The organism is Vibrio sp. J383, from assembly GCF_023503985.1.
Taxonomy (GTDB): Bacteria; Pseudomonadota; Gammaproteobacteria; order Enterobacterales; family Vibrionaceae; genus Vibrio; species Vibrio splendidus.
In genome coordinates this window covers 1,428,136-1,444,701 of the sequence record NZ_CP097294.1, presented here as the reverse complement: position 1 = coordinate 1,444,701, position 16,566 = coordinate 1,428,136, and the positions used below count along the sequence as shown (strand labels likewise).

The following is a 16,566-nucleotide window of genomic DNA, read 5'->3' as shown; positions in this document are numbered from 1 at the left end:
ATTAAACCAGTTCAACGTGAAGGATGTCGCCCTTCGCTTCTGGGTGTTTTTCTGTAAATGTTGCTGGGCGGTGTTGTTCACGGCCATCGTTAACAAACACAACGTTTTCATCACGGTCATCAGCATTGATGAAGTGTGAGAAGCGCTTAAGTTGAGCTTCATCGTTGATAGTGTCAGTCCACTCACAAGCAAAGTTACCCACTAGGCCAGCGACGTCAGCTTCAAGCTGGTCGTTGATGCCAAGTTTATTATCAACAATCACTTCACGTAGGTAGTCAACGCCGCCTTCTAGGTTGTCCATCCATACTGAAGTACGTTGTAGTGGCGCAGCCGTGCGGATGTAAAACATCATGAAACGGTCGATGTATTTCAGCAGTGTTTCTTGGTCTAGGTCGCTTGCCAGTAAGTCTGCATGACGAGGCTTCATACCACCGTTGCCACACACATACATGTTCCAACCAGCGTCCGTTGCGATAATACCTAAATCTTTACCTTGAGCTTCAGCACACTCACGAGTACAGCCAGACACACCGAACTTCATCTTATGAGGAGTACGGATGCCTTTGTAACGGTTCTCGATCATCACGCCTAGGCCAACTGAATCTTGAACGCCGTAACGACACCAAGTTGAACCTACACATGTCTTAGCCATACGAAGTGCTTTTGCGTAAGCTTGACCCGTTTCGTAACCTGCAGCGATTAACTTCTTCCAGATTGCAGGTAAGTCATCTTTCTGAGCACCGAATAGACCGATACGTTGTGCACCAGTGATCTTCGTATATAGGTTGTATTCAGCCGCAACATCCGCAAGAACGCTTAGAGCTTGAGGCGTTACTTCGCCACCCGCCATACGAGGGATAACCGAGTAAGTACCATCTTTCTGAATGTTACCTAAGAAGTTGTCGTTGGTATCGTGCAGTTTTACTAGCTCAGGCTTAAGGATGTGGTCACCCCAGCAAGACGCAAGGATAGAACCCGCTAGAGGCTTACATACTTCACAGCCGTAGCCTTTACCGTACTTCTCAAGTAGCTCGTCGAATGTTTTGATTTCTTCGATACGAATCAGGTGGAAAAGCTCTTGGCGAGAGTAAGCAAAGTGCTCACAAACGTCGTTCTTCACTTCTACACCCGCTTTTGCAAGTTCAGCGTTTAGCACAGAAGTCACAAGGGGAATACAACCTCCACAACCTGTACCTGCACCGGTTACTGCTTTGATATCACCAATGGTATGGTGACCTTCAGCGACGGCTTGAGCAATCTTGCCCTTGGTTACGTCGAAACAAGAACAGATAACAGCGGTTTCTGGTAATGAGTCAGCGCCAAGCGTTGGTTTTTCACCACCAGCGTGAGCTGGAAGAATCAATGCATCTGGATGTTCTGGTAGGTCAATTTCGTTCAACATAAGTTGAAGAAGGTCACCGTAATCAGAAGTATCGCCAACCATTACTGCGCCAAGCAGTTTCTTGTTGTCTTCAGAAACGATTAAGCGTTTGTAAACTTCTTGCTCTTCGTTTTGGTAAACGTAGCTTTTACAACCAGGAGTACGACCGTTTGCATCACCGATTGAACCTACTTTCACGCCCAGAAGCTTAAGCTTCGCAGACATATCAGCACCTTCAAATGTGCTTTCGTTACCAACAACGTGGTCAACGGCAACTGTCGCCATCTTGTAACCAGGTGCCACTAGCCCGTAGAACGTTTGGTTCCAAGACGCACACTCACCGATTGCGTAGATATCTTTGTCTGTCGTTTGACAGTGATCGTTGATCTCGATACCACCGCGAGGCGCAATACCTAGACCCATTTGACGAGCAAGTTTGTCTTGTGGGCGAATACCAGCAGAGAATACGATGAAATCAGTTTCTAGCTCAGTGCCGTCTGCAAAACGCATCACGTTACGAGCTTCAGTGCCTTCAGGAGCAATTTCAAGCGTGTTCTTGCTTGTATGGACATTGACACCCATACGTTCGATCTTTTGACGAAGCTGATTACCACCTGCAAGATCAAGCTGCTCTGCCATAAGCTTTGGAGCAAACTCAACAACGTGTGTTGTTACGCCAAGTGCTTTTAGTGCACCAGCCGCTTCAAGGCCAAGTAAGCCACCACCAACAACAACACCAGATTTAGAGTTCTTAGCGGTCGCTTCGATAGCTTTTAAGTCTTCGATAGTACGGTAAACAAAACAGTCTTTGCCTTCGTGGCCTTTAATCGGCGGTACGAATGGGAAAGAACCCGTAGCAAGGATAAGCTTGTCGTATTGAATTTCACGACCAGTGCTTGAGTAAACTGTTTTCTTTTCACGGTTAACGTTGATAGCACGTTCGCCGATCAGCATATTGATGCCGTGTTTCTCGTAGAAACCTTCTTTAACTAAAGAAAGTTCATCTGCAGTGTGGTGTGAAAAGTAAGAAGAAAGGTGAACACGGTCATACGCAACACGTGGTTCTTCACAGAACACCGTAATGTCCATGTTTGCAACATCTGTCTTCTCGACTAAATCTTCGATATAGCGATGGCCTACCATCCCGTTACCGATTACGACTAGCTTCATCTTGCTCATAAGAATTCCTGAAGGTTATATATTTCTTAACTACGCGAATAATGAATTATGAAAGAAAATGAAAATATGATGTAAATCAATTACGAAAACAAACTACCCCAAAGGGGTAGAACAAAAGAGGTAGATCTGTTTAATTATCAGGCCAAGCAAACGAATAACCGTAGTTTTGATAGGGTTTAGCGGGGTTTTATATACACTTTGGCGCACTAGAAAGAGTGTTGTAAAGTTTCACAATAGGTTAGCAACAACACAAGTAAATGACAATTATTTTCATTTATAGACATAAGAAGTGTAAGAACTCATGAAAGAGTCACAGGATCATGAGTAACTATGTATAAATGTGAAGAACTTAATGATTCGAATCACAACCGCTGTTTTCCAACACTCCCCCACTCCATTTACATACATCTCGGTCAGTTAACAGGCGTATCTATTTGCTTAGTAACCGTAGACATTGAGAAGATACATTTACAACTCAAGACGCATCACAAGGTTCTGAGACAACGAATCAAACTTGCCGTGATTTAGGTCAGTTGCCTATTTCCAAAGATGTAATGAGTCGCTTCAAACTAAGCTTGATCTGGTCTAAATCACACACTCAGACACTGCCTTCCCTGAGTTATACACGATTTGTGGCAGTGCAAACCCTCATGTATAGGTAAAGAAAACTATTCGATCTTCCTAGAAGAATGAAACAGGGAGCCTCGTGCTCGCTTTCTTATTTAATAGTTTGGGCTGTTATTGATTAAATTAAGCTTTCTAGATTCGAGCTTCGCCATCGATCAGGTATTTTATCTACGACATAACGTTTGAAAGCCTAACCAATTGATGTTGAACATGCAGTTTACAAAATAACAACAAAATTCTTCAATGGATCTGCCCCATTGCCTGCTGGCTAGGTACCTCTATGACAAAAAATACTCAACACCTTCAACGCTCCTCGACTGAGTTACACGAGTTTACACGTATCGACGTCTGGAACGGCTTCACACAGCTTCTTCCTCTTTCTATGTTTGTGACCGTATTTGGCCTCGCATTCGGTGTTGCTGCTGTACAAACTGGACTAGATGCCTTTCCAACTATGTTAATGAGCACACTTGTTTTTGCAGGTGCTTCACAGTTTGCTACGTTGGATATGTGGGGAGCAGAAGTACCCCTTATTCCAGTTCTTATTACCGTATTTGCGATCAATGCTCGTCATCTTTTGATGGGGGCGACACTATATCCTTGGTTACGTCAACTTCCACCGACAAAACGATATGGTGTGATGTTGATAGCTTCGGACGCAAACTGGGCAATGGCACTCCATGCATTTGGGAGGAAGGAACCCGGTTTTGGATTGCTCGTTGGTGGTGGTTTAGCACTTTGGTCGTTTTGGATCATTGGCACTTGGGTTGGCATATACTTTGGTAGCGCAATCCAAGATCCAGTCGGCCTTGGTCTCGATATGGTTATGGGTTGTTTTTTACTTTCCATGGTCGTCGCTGGACCTAAAAGTTTAAGAATTTTTACTATTTGGACCTCAGCAGCAGCATCTTCAATATTGGCATATTGGTATTTACCTGAAAACAGCCATGTTGTAGTTGGTGCTATCTCTGGTGGAGTCTTGGGAGCTTGTTGGAAGGAGAAGAAATCATGAATATTGAAACAAATGTTGGTGGTACATTATTGATAATCATTGCAATGGCACTAGTCACATTAGCAACACGCTGGGGTGGTGTGTATGTCATGTCATTTGTTCCAATTAGCGAGCGTGTTCAACATTTTATTACAGCGATGTCAGGTTCTGTATTAGTCGCCCTTCTAACACCTCTTGCCGTAGAAGGTGACAACGGAGCTAGAGTGGCACTATTTTCTACAGCACTCGTCATGTTCGTCGTAAAAAAACCTCTACCAGCAATCGCAGCAGGAATCATTGCCGCAGCGGCAGTACGATCTTTTTAGCTGTTATCAATACTACGACACTCCCTCAAATAGCTAAGCCTTGATAACACATTTCGATACTATCAAGGCTAGCCCCATGCCTAAAAGTGACTGATATAACCCATTGAAGATAGAAAGATTAATAAAATTATCAATTTTCAGATACAAAAAAACCAGCTTTCGCTGGTTTTGAGTTGATGCTTTTTGCACTGAGATATCGTAATTACCATATCTGAATAATTTGGAGCGATACATCGGGTTCGAACCGATGACCTCAACCTTGGCAAGGTTGCGCTCTACCAACTGAGCTAGTATCGCATTGACATTCTTCTACTCTTCCCTTTGCCTAGACAAAAAGAAGAAAGAGAATGGAGGCGCCTCCCGGAGTCGAACCGAGGTCCACGGATTTGCAATCCGCTGCATAGCCACTCTGCCAAGGCGCCTTCAATGAGTGTTTTAAGAGAACTACTCTGTTGATCTCTACCAAAAGTAGCAATCAAATAGATGGTGCCCCGGGCCGGACTTGAACCGGCACAACGCGAACGTCGAGGGATTTTAAATCCCTTGTGTCTACCAATTCCACCACCAGGGCACGCAATTCTTTATTGCGATGCCGATTACTGAAAAGTAAAACACCATCTTAATGTCAAAATGAATCAACATTACAAAATTTGGAGCGATACATCGGGTTCGAACCGATGACCTCAACCTTGGCAAGGTTGCGCTCTACCAACTGAGCTAGTATCGCAATTTCATTCTTCTAATTTCTTACCTTATCAAAACGTAAGAGAAAGAGAATGGAGGCGCCTCCCGGAGTCGAACCGAGGTCCACGGATTTGCAATCCGCTGCATAGCCACTCTGCCAAGGCGCCTTTATCAACATAAAAATATATTGAAGTGTTTTAAGAGGACCACTCTTTGTTCAACACTCTACTTAAAGTAGAAACTAGATAGATGGTGCCCCGGGCCGGACTTGAACCGGCACAGCGCGAACGCCGAGGGATTTTAAATCCCTTGTGTCTACCAATTCCACCACCAGGGCAACGCAATCATGCGATGCTGATTACCGAAAAGTAAAACACCATCTCTCTGCGACCTAAGCCGTGAGAACGAGGTGTACTTTAACGGATAGAAAAAATTCGTCAACAGTAAATTTTATCTTTCAATTCAAGTGATTAATTATCGAACTCAAACGAATGAATTTAGTGCAGCTTGTACGGTTCTTATTCGTAGATTTTGAGTTTGAGTTGGAATTCAAAGGCCAAATTCCCATTTTCAGACTCACAAAACACTGTCAATTCCATTGAATTAAAGAAACACGCCTTCGTTTTCATGTGCTTTTCACATTCAAAGGCTAGAGTTTTAAGTAACGACTATTACGAAATGACAACGTGAAGCCACTAAAACGATACCAATATGAACGCTACGCGGTGCTCTGCAACCTCGCCTACCCTAGAGTTTTTAAACAAACTCGTTACGGTTTTGACCCTAATGGACAGCGCATCATAAAGAATCAGTTTGGCAAAACCATGATTCGAGTCTTATGGAGCAGCGACAAAGATGAAGTGGTTGTGGTAATCAAAGGATCGCATAGTATCTCAGATTGGTTACTTACCTTTGCACTATGGACAAGAAGCTGTAAAAGGATTGGGCTCAACTATCGAGTGCATGCCGGGTTCTACCATCTGATGTTTCAAGAAAGCCAACCAAGCCGTAATGAAGATAAACTGGGACAAACTGTCATTGAACGCTTGGAAACCACTTTGATTCCTCTATTGGAACAAGGCAAAAGAATATCGATTACTGGCCACTCTTCTGGTGGCTCTATTGGTTGTGTATTCGCTGATTACTTGGACCAAAAATACCCGGGTTGTATTAAACGAATCGTCACGTTTGGGCAGCCCGCGGTCGGTGATTGGAGTTTCAAAAAACACTACCGTTTGAGCAAGAAAACCTACCGTATCTGTTGCGACATCGATATTGTTACCTTCATGCCGCCCGTGCCGCTGTTGTATTGGCATGTAGGGAAAGTACTTTGGCTCTATAACGGCAGGATTTACGAAAACACACCGACGTTAATACGCCTCGGGCGATCAATATTCAGTTGGTTAATCCGGCCTTTCTCTTATCACCTAATGAGTAAGTATATTCGTAACAAAGACTTCTTTGACAAACATTGAGCATGCTCTATAAATAAAAAAGAGCACACGCTTTAACAGCCAATGCTCTTTCTTGTTTCTAATTGATCTTTGTGCTTAAGCTAATATTAGCCTGAACTTAAAGCTTGAATCGTGACAGCTCTTGTTTCAAGTCACTCGCTAAATGACTTAGCTGATCGGCTTGTGAAACCGCATCGGTCGCATCAACTGCCATCACATCACTCACTTCACGAACAGATTCGGTATTCGCATTGATTTCAGCGGTAACCAGTGACTGCTCTTCAGCAGCAGAAGCTATCTGAGTTGCCATATCGCTGATCATCTGAATTGCCTCACGTATTTGAGCCAAGCTCTCTCCCGCCATATCCACGTCATGTACGCTTGTTTTCGCCATATCGTGGCTTTGTGTCATCACTTTAACGGCACCACTAGTCGCTTGTTGTAAGCGCTTGATCTTGTCTTCGATCTCTTCTGTAGAAGCATGAGTTCGTTGTGAAAGTACTCGAACCTCATCGGCAACCACTGCAAAGCCTCGACCTTGTTCGCCTGCCCTTGCTGCTTCAATTGCCGCATTAAGCGCGAGTAAGTTAGTTTGCTCCGCTATTTCACGAATCGTCGCTAAGATAGACGCGATTTGTTGACCATGCTCTTCAAGCTCGCTGATGATAGACACAGCGCTTGTTAGTTCTGTTGCAAGCTCATTGATCGATGATTGGCTTTTAGCCATCTGTTGGAAGCCTTGTTCGCTCAACTCAACAGAGTGAGTCGCACTTTTGGCCGTACTATCAGCATTCGTGGCGATTTCGGCTGTTGCTGTCGCCATTTCTGTCACAGCTGTTGCAACCATCGTGATCTCATCTTGCTGTCTGCTGACGCTATCGCTGCGTTTTAATGCGCTGCTGTTGGCGTGTTCAGCTCCGTTATTCATTGCCGTCGAAACATCAGTCACGTTTTTCATCATTGCATGAAGTCTGTCTACGAACACATTAAACTTGTCGGCAAGTTGCCCTACTTCATCTTTACTCGACACTTGAAGGCGCTGTGTTAAATCACCTTCCCCTTCCGCAATATCAGCTAATGCCTCACTCACTCGACCCAGTTCAACTAATTGACGAGCCACAAACCATGAGGTTGCTGCAGCCATAACGATCAATACAATCAAACCTGTGGTGATTTGGCTAATCAACATATCAAACAGGGGCTGCTCTAGTACGTCTTTATCCATTTCAATCACAAGCAGCCAGTCAGTGCCTTTAATAGGCTCAGCCATGATGACGCGCTCATCACCATCAACTTGTGTAAAAATTGTCGTTAAGTTTTGTGCAGCACTGTTTAATCCAGAAACACTTAATTCAGGTGCTATCTCTTTGACTTGCTTAAGGATGAAATCTTTATTCTTATGAGCAACGACCGTGCCTTGCTTATCAATTAGGATCGCTCGTCCATTACCTGGAACCTGAATAGCCAACACATCTTCAATTAGCTTGTCTAAGGCAAGGTTAGATGCGACAACACCGATGATCGAGCCATTCTCGGTCACAGGATCGGTCAATGTAACCACTAAGGTTTGCATGGTTACACTCACATACGGCTTGGTTGTTACTGCACGGTTCTCAGCTAAGGTTTGTTTATACCAACCTCGAACTCTTGGGTCATACCCCGCTTTATTCAATGAAGGATCATGACGGAACATCTCACCTTCTTTGTTACCGTAATAACTCAATCCAAACCCACCAGATACCAAGGTTTGACGTAAATGAGGAACGATATCTATTGAAGGGTTAAGCTGTACTTGTTGTTTAAGCCCATGTACTGCTTGTTTCTTATCGTAAAACCAGTCACTGATGCCCTTTGCATGGGCTTGAAGTGTATTACGACTTTCACTTTCTATAGCTAGCCAGCTGTTTGTTTGAAACGTCTTATAACCCATGAAAAGAAGAATGGCAGATGTAACAGCAATCGCCAAAACTACAGAGAAAACCATTTTTCTCTTTAGACTAAATTGCATATTTAAGAACCTCTTATAGAATAATTAAAGAAATATAAAGAGGGACACTATCACTCATACACATGTTTTAATTAGGGTTATCCCATAAAACAATGAAACAAATTGAGCATTGTGGTTAATTGTGACTTTGATTTATTTAGCGGTCTATCAACAAAGGTTCAACTTAGGATTCCACCAAAGCGGCGTTGGGCTTAGCAAGTATCAAAGGGGAAAATGAAGAGGTAAGGATGAAGAAACAAGAAGCAAAGTGCCAGAAACGAAAAAACCAGCCACTAGGGCTGGTTTTTTATGAATAGTGGAGGCGCCTCCCGGAGTCGAACCGAGGTCCACGGATTTGCAATCCGCTGCATAGCCACTCTGCCAAGGCGCCTTCGATAGTGTTTTAAGAGAACAACTCTTTTGAGCATTACCAAACAAGATAACAATCAAATAGATGGTGCCCCGGGCCGGACTTGAACCGGCACAGCGCGAACGCCGAGGGATTTTAAATCCCTTGTGTCTACCAATTCCACCACCAGGGCACGCAATTCTTTATTGCGATGCCGATTACTGAAAAGTAAAACACCATCTTAATGTCGAAATGAATCAACACTACAAAATTTGGAGCGATACATCGGGTTCGAACCGATGACCTCAACCTTGGCAAGGTTGCGCTCTACCAACTGAGCTAGTATCGCATTTTCATTCTTCTAATTTCTTACCTTATCAAAACGTAAGAGAAAGAGAATGGAGGCGCCTCCCGGAGTCGAACCGAGGTCCACGGATTTGCAATCCGCTGCATAGCCACTCTGCCAAGGCGCCATTTTTCAACACGTTAGAACCGACTAAACGTTAGCCCCGCTGTGTTCGGGTGCCTACTTTACGGATTGAGTGAAGATAGTCAAACAAAAATGTGAATTTAAATTCTGTTTGCTGACATTTAAATCAAATTGCTGCATGTTCGATCTCTTCAATCAAAAAACACACAGCAAAAACGATTTAAATAAGATGTTCTAGCGCTACCACTTCTTCATGAAGCGGCCAACGAGACTCGGATGATACGACCAACAGTGATCAAACATGGTCATAAGTTGAGGGTTACCATACTTAGAAAGACTAACCGCATGGAAACGGTTTTTGTGCTCTTTCAATTTTTCAACCTGTGCAATCATTTCATCAGATTGCTTAGGGGCAATAAAGTCAGAAAGTACGATCAAATCTGCATTCTTGTATTTATCACCCGTCATTAGGTCAATCGACTTCATGAGTACAGGTTCTAGATCCGTACCGCCGTGGAATGAATAGCTTAAGAAGTCACTCGCTTCACGCAGGCCATCTTGTCTGGTTAATTCATAGGTAATCTGCTCAGAAGAGAACAGAATCACGTAACAGTCTCTCTCTTCCGCAAGCGCGATTTGCATCAAAGCGTAAGCCATTGCTTTGGCTGATTGCTCTGGGAACCCACTCATAGAACCAGATGCGTCCACACAGACGATGAACGGACCTTTTTCAATATCGACGTTTTTGCTATCGGGCTTTTGCGCTTTTACTTTACGTAACGTGCGTGACTTACCTTGCGAGCGATAGCTAAGTAAACGTTTGTCAGCCAAATGTTTATAAAAGATAACCTCAAGCTCAGGATAAGCTAGGAACATGGTCTCGTTCGGCAGCATTTTGTTGAGGTCATCACTTTCATGAATCCCAACAATATCATCGACCGCTTCATCACTTTTCTCTTCAACCATCTGCAGTTCTTCTACAGGGGCTTTGTGTAAAGAAGGATCATCTTCCTCGCTAGCCATACGACCTAGCTTTTCAGCGATCTCTTGTAGGCCTTTGTGCTTATTCAGGAACTCAGCATGACGCTTCATGATGGTGAGATCAGTTTTACTTAATTTGGCAGACGCCATGTCCCACAAACGCCCTACACTGCCTTCATCACCAGACTCTGTCACTTTATCCATGTTTTTCATGGTTTCCATGCGTTGATAAAGATCAGCTAAGACTTTTTCTTTGCTTGTTTCGAGTTCGGTTACTTGAGCTTGTTTAATGGCGTCTGACAGTGATTGGTACCATTGGTCGCAAAAATAGTGTGGAAACATCGCGTTATAAACGCCTTTGTTGTTTTCCATCAAGCGTCTTGCTTGTAGGTAGAACGCCGAGTGCCACTCCAACTTTTTGATAACACTATCGATCTCGTCAAAGAACTGCGGTTCATCCCAGTAGATCACTTCTTGGTAAAGCGCGATTTCCTCTTGGAAGCGATCAGTTTCACACACCTTAGTGACGCGTTTTTTTACTTTACCGCGCCATTTAACTAAGTGGTTTTTCACTGATGTTTTAACGCCTTTGTTCTCAGCAGCCATCATGACTTGAGAACGAGCGATGAGATCATTCATCGCGGTATCAATGATACCTGAATCAGCTACCATCAAAGCGAGGTTTAAGCCGTCTGCTCCTAACATATGCTCTCCCCTTACTCGAAGTACTGACTCATGAACTTAATACGTTGTGCGATCTTGCTGCTCTTCACTTTTGTCGTTTCGAGATCTTGCGTTACTGCTTGCAAGCTTGATTCCATCGCTTTCGGTAAATCAGGGTCAATATAGTTATGAGGTAGCGCATCATGGAATTCAGTGCGAACTCGTTTTAACTTGAATTCAGCTTCAGTTAACTGCTCTAGGGCTTTCTCAGCACCACTCAACCACTTGTTGTACAATTCTTGGTCTAAACCGTCAGTTGTAACCACACTCACCAGTACAGAACGATTAGCAATATCTTTAATGACTAACTGGTTCGATGCATCCAAGTCGAGTTTTAAACGGCATAGGTTTTTATTTTCGTTTACGTAACCGTAAATATCGCCATGGCCTTCTTTAAGAACTCGATCAAAATCGTCTTTGGCTACGTATACCCAACGGCTATCGCCTTTCTCAGATTCAGACACCGACATGTTGCTTTGCAGCATAACCAGTTTAACTAGGTTGTATGCACTGCCAACGCTGTACATTTTCGCGTTCTTGATATCATTCTGATAAACGTCTTTACGCAACAAGCCGCTTGTTGACTCCATAGAGAGCGACACAGACAGCGTTGATTCAACATCGTCTTGAATCTCTTCAAGTTCTTCACGGGACATTTCAATTTGAGCTTTCGACTCTTGTTGGTCAAACGCTCGGTTCAATGCAAAGTCTTTTACCACACTACGAACCACATCACGCGATTCTGGGCTATGCCATAAACAATCTTGAAGTAGCATAATATCCAGCGGATTTACGCTATCACGACCACTGAAGAATGCGCTTGCCTTCAACAGCTTGACCGCTTTCTTCCAGCGTCTGTCCGATACGTATAGATCCGTTTCAGTAGCCGAACTTTGCTTTTTGACAGTCTCTTCAAGCATGGTTTTCAGTTCAAATAGCTTGTTGAACGAGTTATCTGTCAATTCCAGGTTATCGAGCTCTTTCTGCCATTGATGGTATTCAATATCAGTAATCGCCAAACCTTTTGGAATCACAGCTTCCTGAGAAGTACCCGTCGTCAGCATCGATTTGAAGTTTTGCTTGTTTTGAATACGGTTTACGAACACACGAACGAGCATCCGGTCGTAAAGAGCTTCTAAGCCACTGTCTTCATCTGGAAGTTCGTTAGATGCAGACACTAATAAACGCATCGGAACGCGTTCGATATCTGCGCCATTTTTGAATGTCTTTTCGTTAACGACCGTAAGCAACGTATTTAGGATTGCAGGACCAGCTTTCCAGATCTCATCAAGAAATACAACTTGTGCTGTTGGTAGGTAGCCTTCGGTCAGTCTGACATAGCGCCCGTTATCTTTTAATTCTTGAATACTTAGTGGGCCAAACACTTCTTCTGGAGTAGAGAAACGGGTCATCAAATATTCGAAATAGCTACTGTTGTCAAAAGCCTGGATGAGGCGTTTAGCGATAAGGCTTTTTGCGATGCCCGGAGGACCTAATAGAAACACACTTTCGCCAGCCAGGGCCGCCAGTAAACAAAGCTTAATCGTGTCTTCTCTTTCATAAACGCCATCAGAGAGAGCATGTGCCAATTTGTTAATTCTTTCAGAGAGTAGCGCCTTGTCAGCATGTGAGGAAATAGAAGGGTTCATGCGTTACTCCGAAAATCTTTGAACAGTTGAGAGTGTAGATACGTTTTTATACATTTGTTAGCACTTTGTTACAAGTATCTTTTATTATTGAGTTGCCTTTATATCAGATGGTTACGCTGCAATTTTCGCGTAATCATAGATTCCAATTATGAGAGTAACATCACGAACGGCGTGAAATTAAATCTATTACTAAGCCTAATTTTTCTTTTATTTTCGACACCATAGACGTTATGGTGGTACACGTCTTCAGTTATACGAAAAATTGGCAAGGAATGTGGCCAAATTGCATGAGTAAAGTTATCCATCAATGGAAAAGTATTTCTCTCATCGAAGAGAACGTGACGCTCCCTACGAACGTCGTGGTAAAACATACAACAATACACCACCCTGGCGCGGCCGTTATTCTTCCTATCACTTCGTCAGGAAAAATCATCCTCATTAATCAGTTTCGTCCTTCTCTTAAGAAATGGCTTTTGGAGCTACCTGCAGGCACGATGGAAATTGATGAGACACCTCTTCAATGTGCCCAGCGCGAATTGGAAGAAGAAACCGGTTACAGTGCGACTTCTTTTCAGAGCTTAGGACAAGTCACACCTTTGGCTGGATTCTGTGATGAGATTCAGCATTTATTTGTCGCAAAACATCTTAGCCTCACTACCCGATTTGAATGCGACGAAGATGAAGTTATAGAAGTGATAGAGCTGAGCTTAGAAGAGCTGCACAACAAAATACGACACGATCAAATCACCGATACAAAAACTATCGCTTGTTTAAGCAAAGCCCAACTATGTGGCTATCTATAGCCAACTATATGACTACCTAAAGTACTCTAGGAGAGAAGCATGGACTTTCGTTCTGATACCGTAACTAAACCTTCGCAAGCTATGCGTGACGTAATGGCAAATGCAGAAGTGGGCGATGATGTTTATGGCGATGACCCAACCGTAAACGAATTGGAACAGTGGGCTGCCAATGAAACCGGCTTTGAAGCAGCGATGTTCACTTCTTCAGGGACACAAGCCAACCTACTTGGTTTAATGGCACACTGTGAGCGTGGTGATGAATACCTTTGTGGCCAACAAGCGCATAACTATAAGTATGAAGCCGGCGGTGCTGCAGTGCTCGGCTCGATTCAACCTCAACCCATTGAGAACAACCCAGACGGCACACTAGACTTTAAAAAGCTTGCCGCAGCGATTAAGCCAGACGACAGCCACTTTGCTCGTACTAAGCTTCTTAGTTTAGAAAACACGATCAATGGTAAAGTGCTGCCAATGTCTTACCTAGCGGAAGCTCGTGAATTCGTAAACCAACACGGCTTACAAATGCACCTAGATGGCGCGCGCGTTTATAATGCAGCAGCGGCGCTGGATATACACATCAAAGAGATCGCACAACACTTCGACTCTATGACAATTTGCTTATCAAAAGGTTTAGGCGCTCCAATCGGTTCACTACTCCTTGGCAACAAAGCGTACATCGCTAAAGCTCGTCGACTGCGTAAAATGGTCGGTGGCGGTATGCGCCAAGCGGGTATTCTTGCCGCCGCAGGTAAAATGGCGCTGACTGAGAACGTAGCTCAACTTAAAAATGATCACCAGAACGCAAAAAACCTAGCGATTGGTTTAAGCAAGCTAGAAGGCTTCTCTGTTAACCCTGATTTCATTCAAACGAACATCGTGTTCGCGAAGTTAGATGAGTCTGTTGATATAAACCGCATTGCAAGCGAGTTAAGTGAGCAAGACATTACTATGTCGCCTGGTAATCCAGTACGTTTTGTTACCCATAGAGACATCAGTTCAGAAGACATCGTTACTTTCCTAACAAAGCTAGAGAATGCGCTTTAACTCTTGACGAGATTAGCCTCTATAGCAATTGAGATTTGAGCTTCCCCTATGGGAAGCTTTATTTTTGAGCAAAATCATTAACCAACTCCACAGCCCAAATAGCCTTTGACACCTGCTAGTTTTCTCATAAACACACTTGATTGACTGGAACAGAACGAAATCTCGTTTTGGCCTATGAGAATACCTTCTGAGAATTATTCTAACATTTAAACATTAAATTATTGTTTAAGTTGGATTTACATTAATGGCTTATCAGCACTGTATTGTCACTAAAGGTAAATGACTTAGTCATAATAGCTTAAAGTTTTTAATCACCACGCACACGGTAATTAAAAATAGAACACATCAATCCTAATAGATTCTTGTAAAGAACTAATTCCAATAAAGAAATAGTAGATAGTCGCTGTCCATTATTACAATTTAGAATCGCTACAATCAACTTATAAATTAAATGATCAAATTAGTGTTTTCGTTAATAATGCTGTCACATTCATGATGACAGTAACCCATCAAAAAACCCAAAACGTCCGTGTAGACCATAGTCCTATTTTAATCAATTAAATAAAAAACCTCCGTTAATACTAGCATTGAGTAAAACCAACCTATCTAATTGAATATTAAATTATTCTCTAATAATTTCGCTTCTACCTCTCTGCTTAAAATCATACTAAAACTCATACTTCTCCTAAATAATAAACTTTTTTTACTACTTCACCATTTTTTAAAGCACTTATAGTTTTGAAAGTTAAGCAACAAGTTACATTCAATCAGTGAGAGGTGAAATTATGGTTAGAGTATTTCGGATTCTTCATAATTTCATCGTCTCCGTGTTAATTTTTAGTCTGTCACTTTCATTTTATGCTAGAGCTAACAACTTAACGTTAGGAATTAGTGGTCAGATCAAAGATCGATGCGAAATAAACTTTTTCTCTGGCAACATTATGAATTTCACGGAACACCGTGATGTGCAATCGCTGCCTTTTAATATGTATTGTAACCGTCCGTTGGGTATAACGATCAACTCAAAATATGGAGGATTAAAATATCAACACCAAGGGGTTGATATTATTGAGAGTTACAATTTGTCATTACAAATAGACGAAATTCGTCTTTACGAAAGTAGGCACAGCAGCCAACTTACTTCACCGGTAATGATAAACAGTTCTGGTGTTATTCCTTTCGCTCAACATGGGAGCCTTAGGGTAGCACTCGAAAATAGCTTGCGTTTCGCAGGTTATTATCAAGACGTTATTGAGATCGAAGTTTACCCTTCGATTCATAGCGTGACAAAGTGAAAACTCTGCAATGTATCTGCAGAACAACAAACGCTCAGCAGTATTCGAGCCAATCATTTAAGATAAAGGAATTTCTAATGAAAAAGCTAACACTCTACGCAGCAACAGTCACTGCTCTTTTTGGTGCTCAAGTCCAAGCCGCTCCTGGTGATGTCCAGTTAGTTGGTTTTGTTTCACCTGTATGTGAAGTTACTGGTCTTTCAACGCAACTGATGGACTTTGGTAACGTATCTCAAATTCAAAACCTTTCTGTTAGTGGTCTTAACATGAAGTGTAATGACGTCGATGGTGCAACTGTGACACTGACAAGTGCTGAAGGTGGTCTAGAGTCAGATGATAGCGAAGACTACGCTCTTACATACGATGCAACATTTAATCCTTCAGGCTTAGCTCCTTTCACGCTTAATGCACCAGGGGGCCCAGGTCTAAATGACGTTTCAGTCAGTAATTCTTATGGCGGTTCTGGAGCATTAGCGACAGGTGTTGCCGCATCTATTGATATTGTGACGACAGAAACCTCCCCATGGGCAGGTGGCTACTCAGATACATTAACCGTAAATATCACCTCAAATTAGAGGTTAATAAGTCGGGGGCTATTATTTGGCCTCCGACTTAATCTCAATCTCAATCTCAATCTCAATCTCAATCTCAACGACATAAGTT

General features: G+C 42.9%; 11 protein-coding genes and 10 tRNA genes. 7 read left to right on the top strand and 14 right to left on the bottom strand.

The features are described 5' to 3' along the window. Position 1 precedes the first annotated feature (1 nt). Positions 2–2,560 (bottom strand): nitrite reductase large subunit NirB, encoded by a 2,559-nt coding sequence (gene nirB / locus M4S28_RS22825; RefSeq protein WP_004731120.1) that lies wholly within the window; start codon positions 2,558–2,560, stop codon positions 2–4. A gap of 907 nt (positions 2,561–3,467) precedes the next feature. Here nirB and M4S28_RS22820 point away from each other — a divergent pair. After that, positions 3,468–4,199 carry an AzlC family ABC transporter permease gene (locus M4S28_RS22820; protein ID WP_249632948.1) on the top strand — a complete coding sequence of 244 codons (732 nt, stop codon included), beginning with the start codon at positions 3,468–3,470 and terminating at the stop codon, positions 4,197–4,199. Then, positions 4,196–4,504, top strand: coding sequence for an AzlD family protein (locus M4S28_RS22815; RefSeq protein ID WP_249632947.1), 309 nt, complete (start codon positions 4,196–4,198; stop codon positions 4,502–4,504). The genes M4S28_RS22820 and M4S28_RS22815 overlap by 4 nt, the downstream gene beginning before the upstream one ends. Positions 4,505–4,725: 221 nt before the next feature. Here M4S28_RS22815 and M4S28_RS22810 read toward each other — a convergent pair. From M4S28_RS22810 to M4S28_RS22785, 6 genes are all read right to left on the bottom strand, one after another. Next, positions 4,726–4,801 (bottom strand) — tRNA-Gly (locus M4S28_RS22810). A 51-nt stretch (positions 4,802–4,852) separates the two neighbouring features. Continuing rightward, a tRNA-Cys gene (locus M4S28_RS22805) sits at positions 4,853–4,926 on the bottom strand. Between the two features lie 62 nt (positions 4,927–4,988). Further along, positions 4,989–5,075 (bottom strand) — tRNA-Leu (locus M4S28_RS22800). 80 nt (positions 5,076–5,155) lie between these two features. Continuing rightward, a tRNA-Gly gene (locus M4S28_RS22795) sits at positions 5,156–5,231 on the bottom strand. Positions 5,232–5,281: 50 nt separating this feature from the next. Then, a tRNA-Cys gene (locus tag M4S28_RS22790) sits at positions 5,282–5,355 on the bottom strand. A gap of 83 nt (positions 5,356–5,438) precedes the next feature. Further along, positions 5,439–5,525 (bottom strand) — tRNA-Leu (locus M4S28_RS22785). A gap of 349 nt (positions 5,526–5,874) precedes the next feature. On the opposite strand from M4S28_RS22785, the gene M4S28_RS22780 reads away from it, so the two are divergent. Next, positions 5,875–6,663 (top strand): lipase family protein, encoded by a 789-nt coding sequence (locus M4S28_RS22780; RefSeq protein ID WP_102491159.1) that lies wholly within the window; start codon positions 5,875–5,877, stop codon positions 6,661–6,663. A 97-nt stretch (positions 6,664–6,760) separates the two neighbouring features. On the opposite strand, the gene M4S28_RS22775 is transcribed toward M4S28_RS22780, so the two are convergent. From M4S28_RS22775 to M4S28_RS22745, 7 genes are all read right to left on the bottom strand, one after another. Further along, the gene (locus tag M4S28_RS22775) at positions 6,761–8,650 is read right to left on the bottom strand and encodes a methyl-accepting chemotaxis protein (RefSeq protein ID WP_445329541.1); all 1,890 of its coding nucleotides are present in this window, start codon (positions 8,648–8,650) and stop codon (positions 6,761–6,763) included. A 296-nt stretch (positions 8,651–8,946) separates the two neighbouring features. Continuing rightward, positions 8,947–9,020 (bottom strand) — tRNA-Cys (locus M4S28_RS22770). A gap of 64 nt (positions 9,021–9,084) precedes the next feature. Continuing rightward, a tRNA-Leu gene (locus M4S28_RS22765) sits at positions 9,085–9,171 on the bottom strand. Positions 9,172–9,251: 80 nt separating this feature from the next. After that, positions 9,252–9,327 (bottom strand) — tRNA-Gly (locus M4S28_RS22760). A gap of 50 nt (positions 9,328–9,377) precedes the next feature. Further along, positions 9,378–9,451 (bottom strand) — tRNA-Cys (locus M4S28_RS22755). Between the two features lie 197 nt (positions 9,452–9,648). After that, positions 9,649–11,094 carry an ATPase RavA stimulator ViaA gene (viaA, locus tag M4S28_RS22750; protein WP_017078723.1) on the bottom strand — a complete coding sequence of 482 codons (1,446 nt, stop codon included), beginning with the start codon at positions 11,092–11,094 and terminating at the stop codon, positions 9,649–9,651. A gap of 11 nt (positions 11,095–11,105) precedes the next feature. After that, positions 11,106–12,761: an ATPase RavA domain-containing protein gene (locus tag M4S28_RS22745; RefSeq protein WP_017078724.1), complete on the bottom strand. Its 1,656-nt coding sequence runs from the start codon at positions 12,759–12,761 to the stop codon at positions 11,106–11,108. Between the two features lie 287 nt (positions 12,762–13,048). On the opposite strand from M4S28_RS22745, the gene M4S28_RS22740 reads away from it, so the two are divergent. From M4S28_RS22740 to M4S28_RS22725, 4 genes are all read left to right on the top strand, one after another. Then, positions 13,049–13,564 (top strand): NUDIX hydrolase, encoded by a 516-nt coding sequence (locus M4S28_RS22740; RefSeq protein ID WP_029222202.1) that lies wholly within the window; start codon positions 13,049–13,051, stop codon positions 13,562–13,564. Positions 13,565–13,603: 39 nt separating this feature from the next. Beyond that, positions 13,604–14,608 carry a low-specificity L-threonine aldolase gene (gene ltaE / locus M4S28_RS22735; protein ID WP_249632946.1) on the top strand — a complete coding sequence of 335 codons (1,005 nt, stop codon included), beginning with the start codon at positions 13,604–13,606 and terminating at the stop codon, positions 14,606–14,608. 770 nt (positions 14,609–15,378) lie between these two features. Further along, positions 15,379–15,903 carry a hypothetical protein gene (locus M4S28_RS22730; protein ID WP_017095442.1) on the top strand — a complete coding sequence of 175 codons (525 nt, stop codon included), beginning with the start codon at positions 15,379–15,381 and terminating at the stop codon, positions 15,901–15,903. 77 nt (positions 15,904–15,980) lie between these two features. After that, positions 15,981–16,478, top strand: coding sequence for a hypothetical protein (locus M4S28_RS22725; RefSeq protein ID WP_249632945.1), 498 nt, complete (start codon positions 15,981–15,983; stop codon positions 16,476–16,478). Positions 16,479–16,566: the final 88 nt, after the last annotated feature.

Coding starts and splice junctions, on each gene's coding strand:
- M4S28_RS22740 (WP_029222202.1), top strand. CDS start 13,049: ATGAGTAAAGTTATCCATCAATGGAAAAGTATTTCTCTCATCGAAGAG.
- M4S28_RS22815 (WP_249632947.1), top strand. CDS start 4,196: ATGAATATTGAAACAAATGTTGGTGGTACATTATTGATAATCATTGCA.
- ltaE (WP_249632946.1), top strand. CDS start 13,604: ATGGACTTTCGTTCTGATACCGTAACTAAACCTTCGCAAGCTATGCGT.
- M4S28_RS22745 (WP_017078724.1), bottom strand. CDS start 12,761: ATGAACCCTTCTATTTCCTCACATGCTGACAAGGCGCTACTCTCTGAA.
- viaA (WP_017078723.1), bottom strand. CDS start 11,094: ATGTTAGGAGCAGACGGCTTAAACCTCGCTTTGATGGTAGCTGATTCA.
- M4S28_RS22820 (WP_249632948.1), top strand. CDS start 3,468: ATGACAAAAAATACTCAACACCTTCAACGCTCCTCGACTGAGTTACAC.
- nirB (WP_004731120.1), bottom strand. CDS start 2,560: ATGAGCAAGATGAAGCTAGTCGTAATCGGTAACGGGATGGTAGGCCAT.
- M4S28_RS22725 (WP_249632945.1), top strand. CDS start 15,981: ATGAAAAAGCTAACACTCTACGCAGCAACAGTCACTGCTCTTTTTGGT.
- M4S28_RS22775 (WP_445329541.1), bottom strand. CDS start 8,650: ATGCAATTTAGTCTAAAGAGAAAAATGGTTTTCTCTGTAGTTTTGGCG.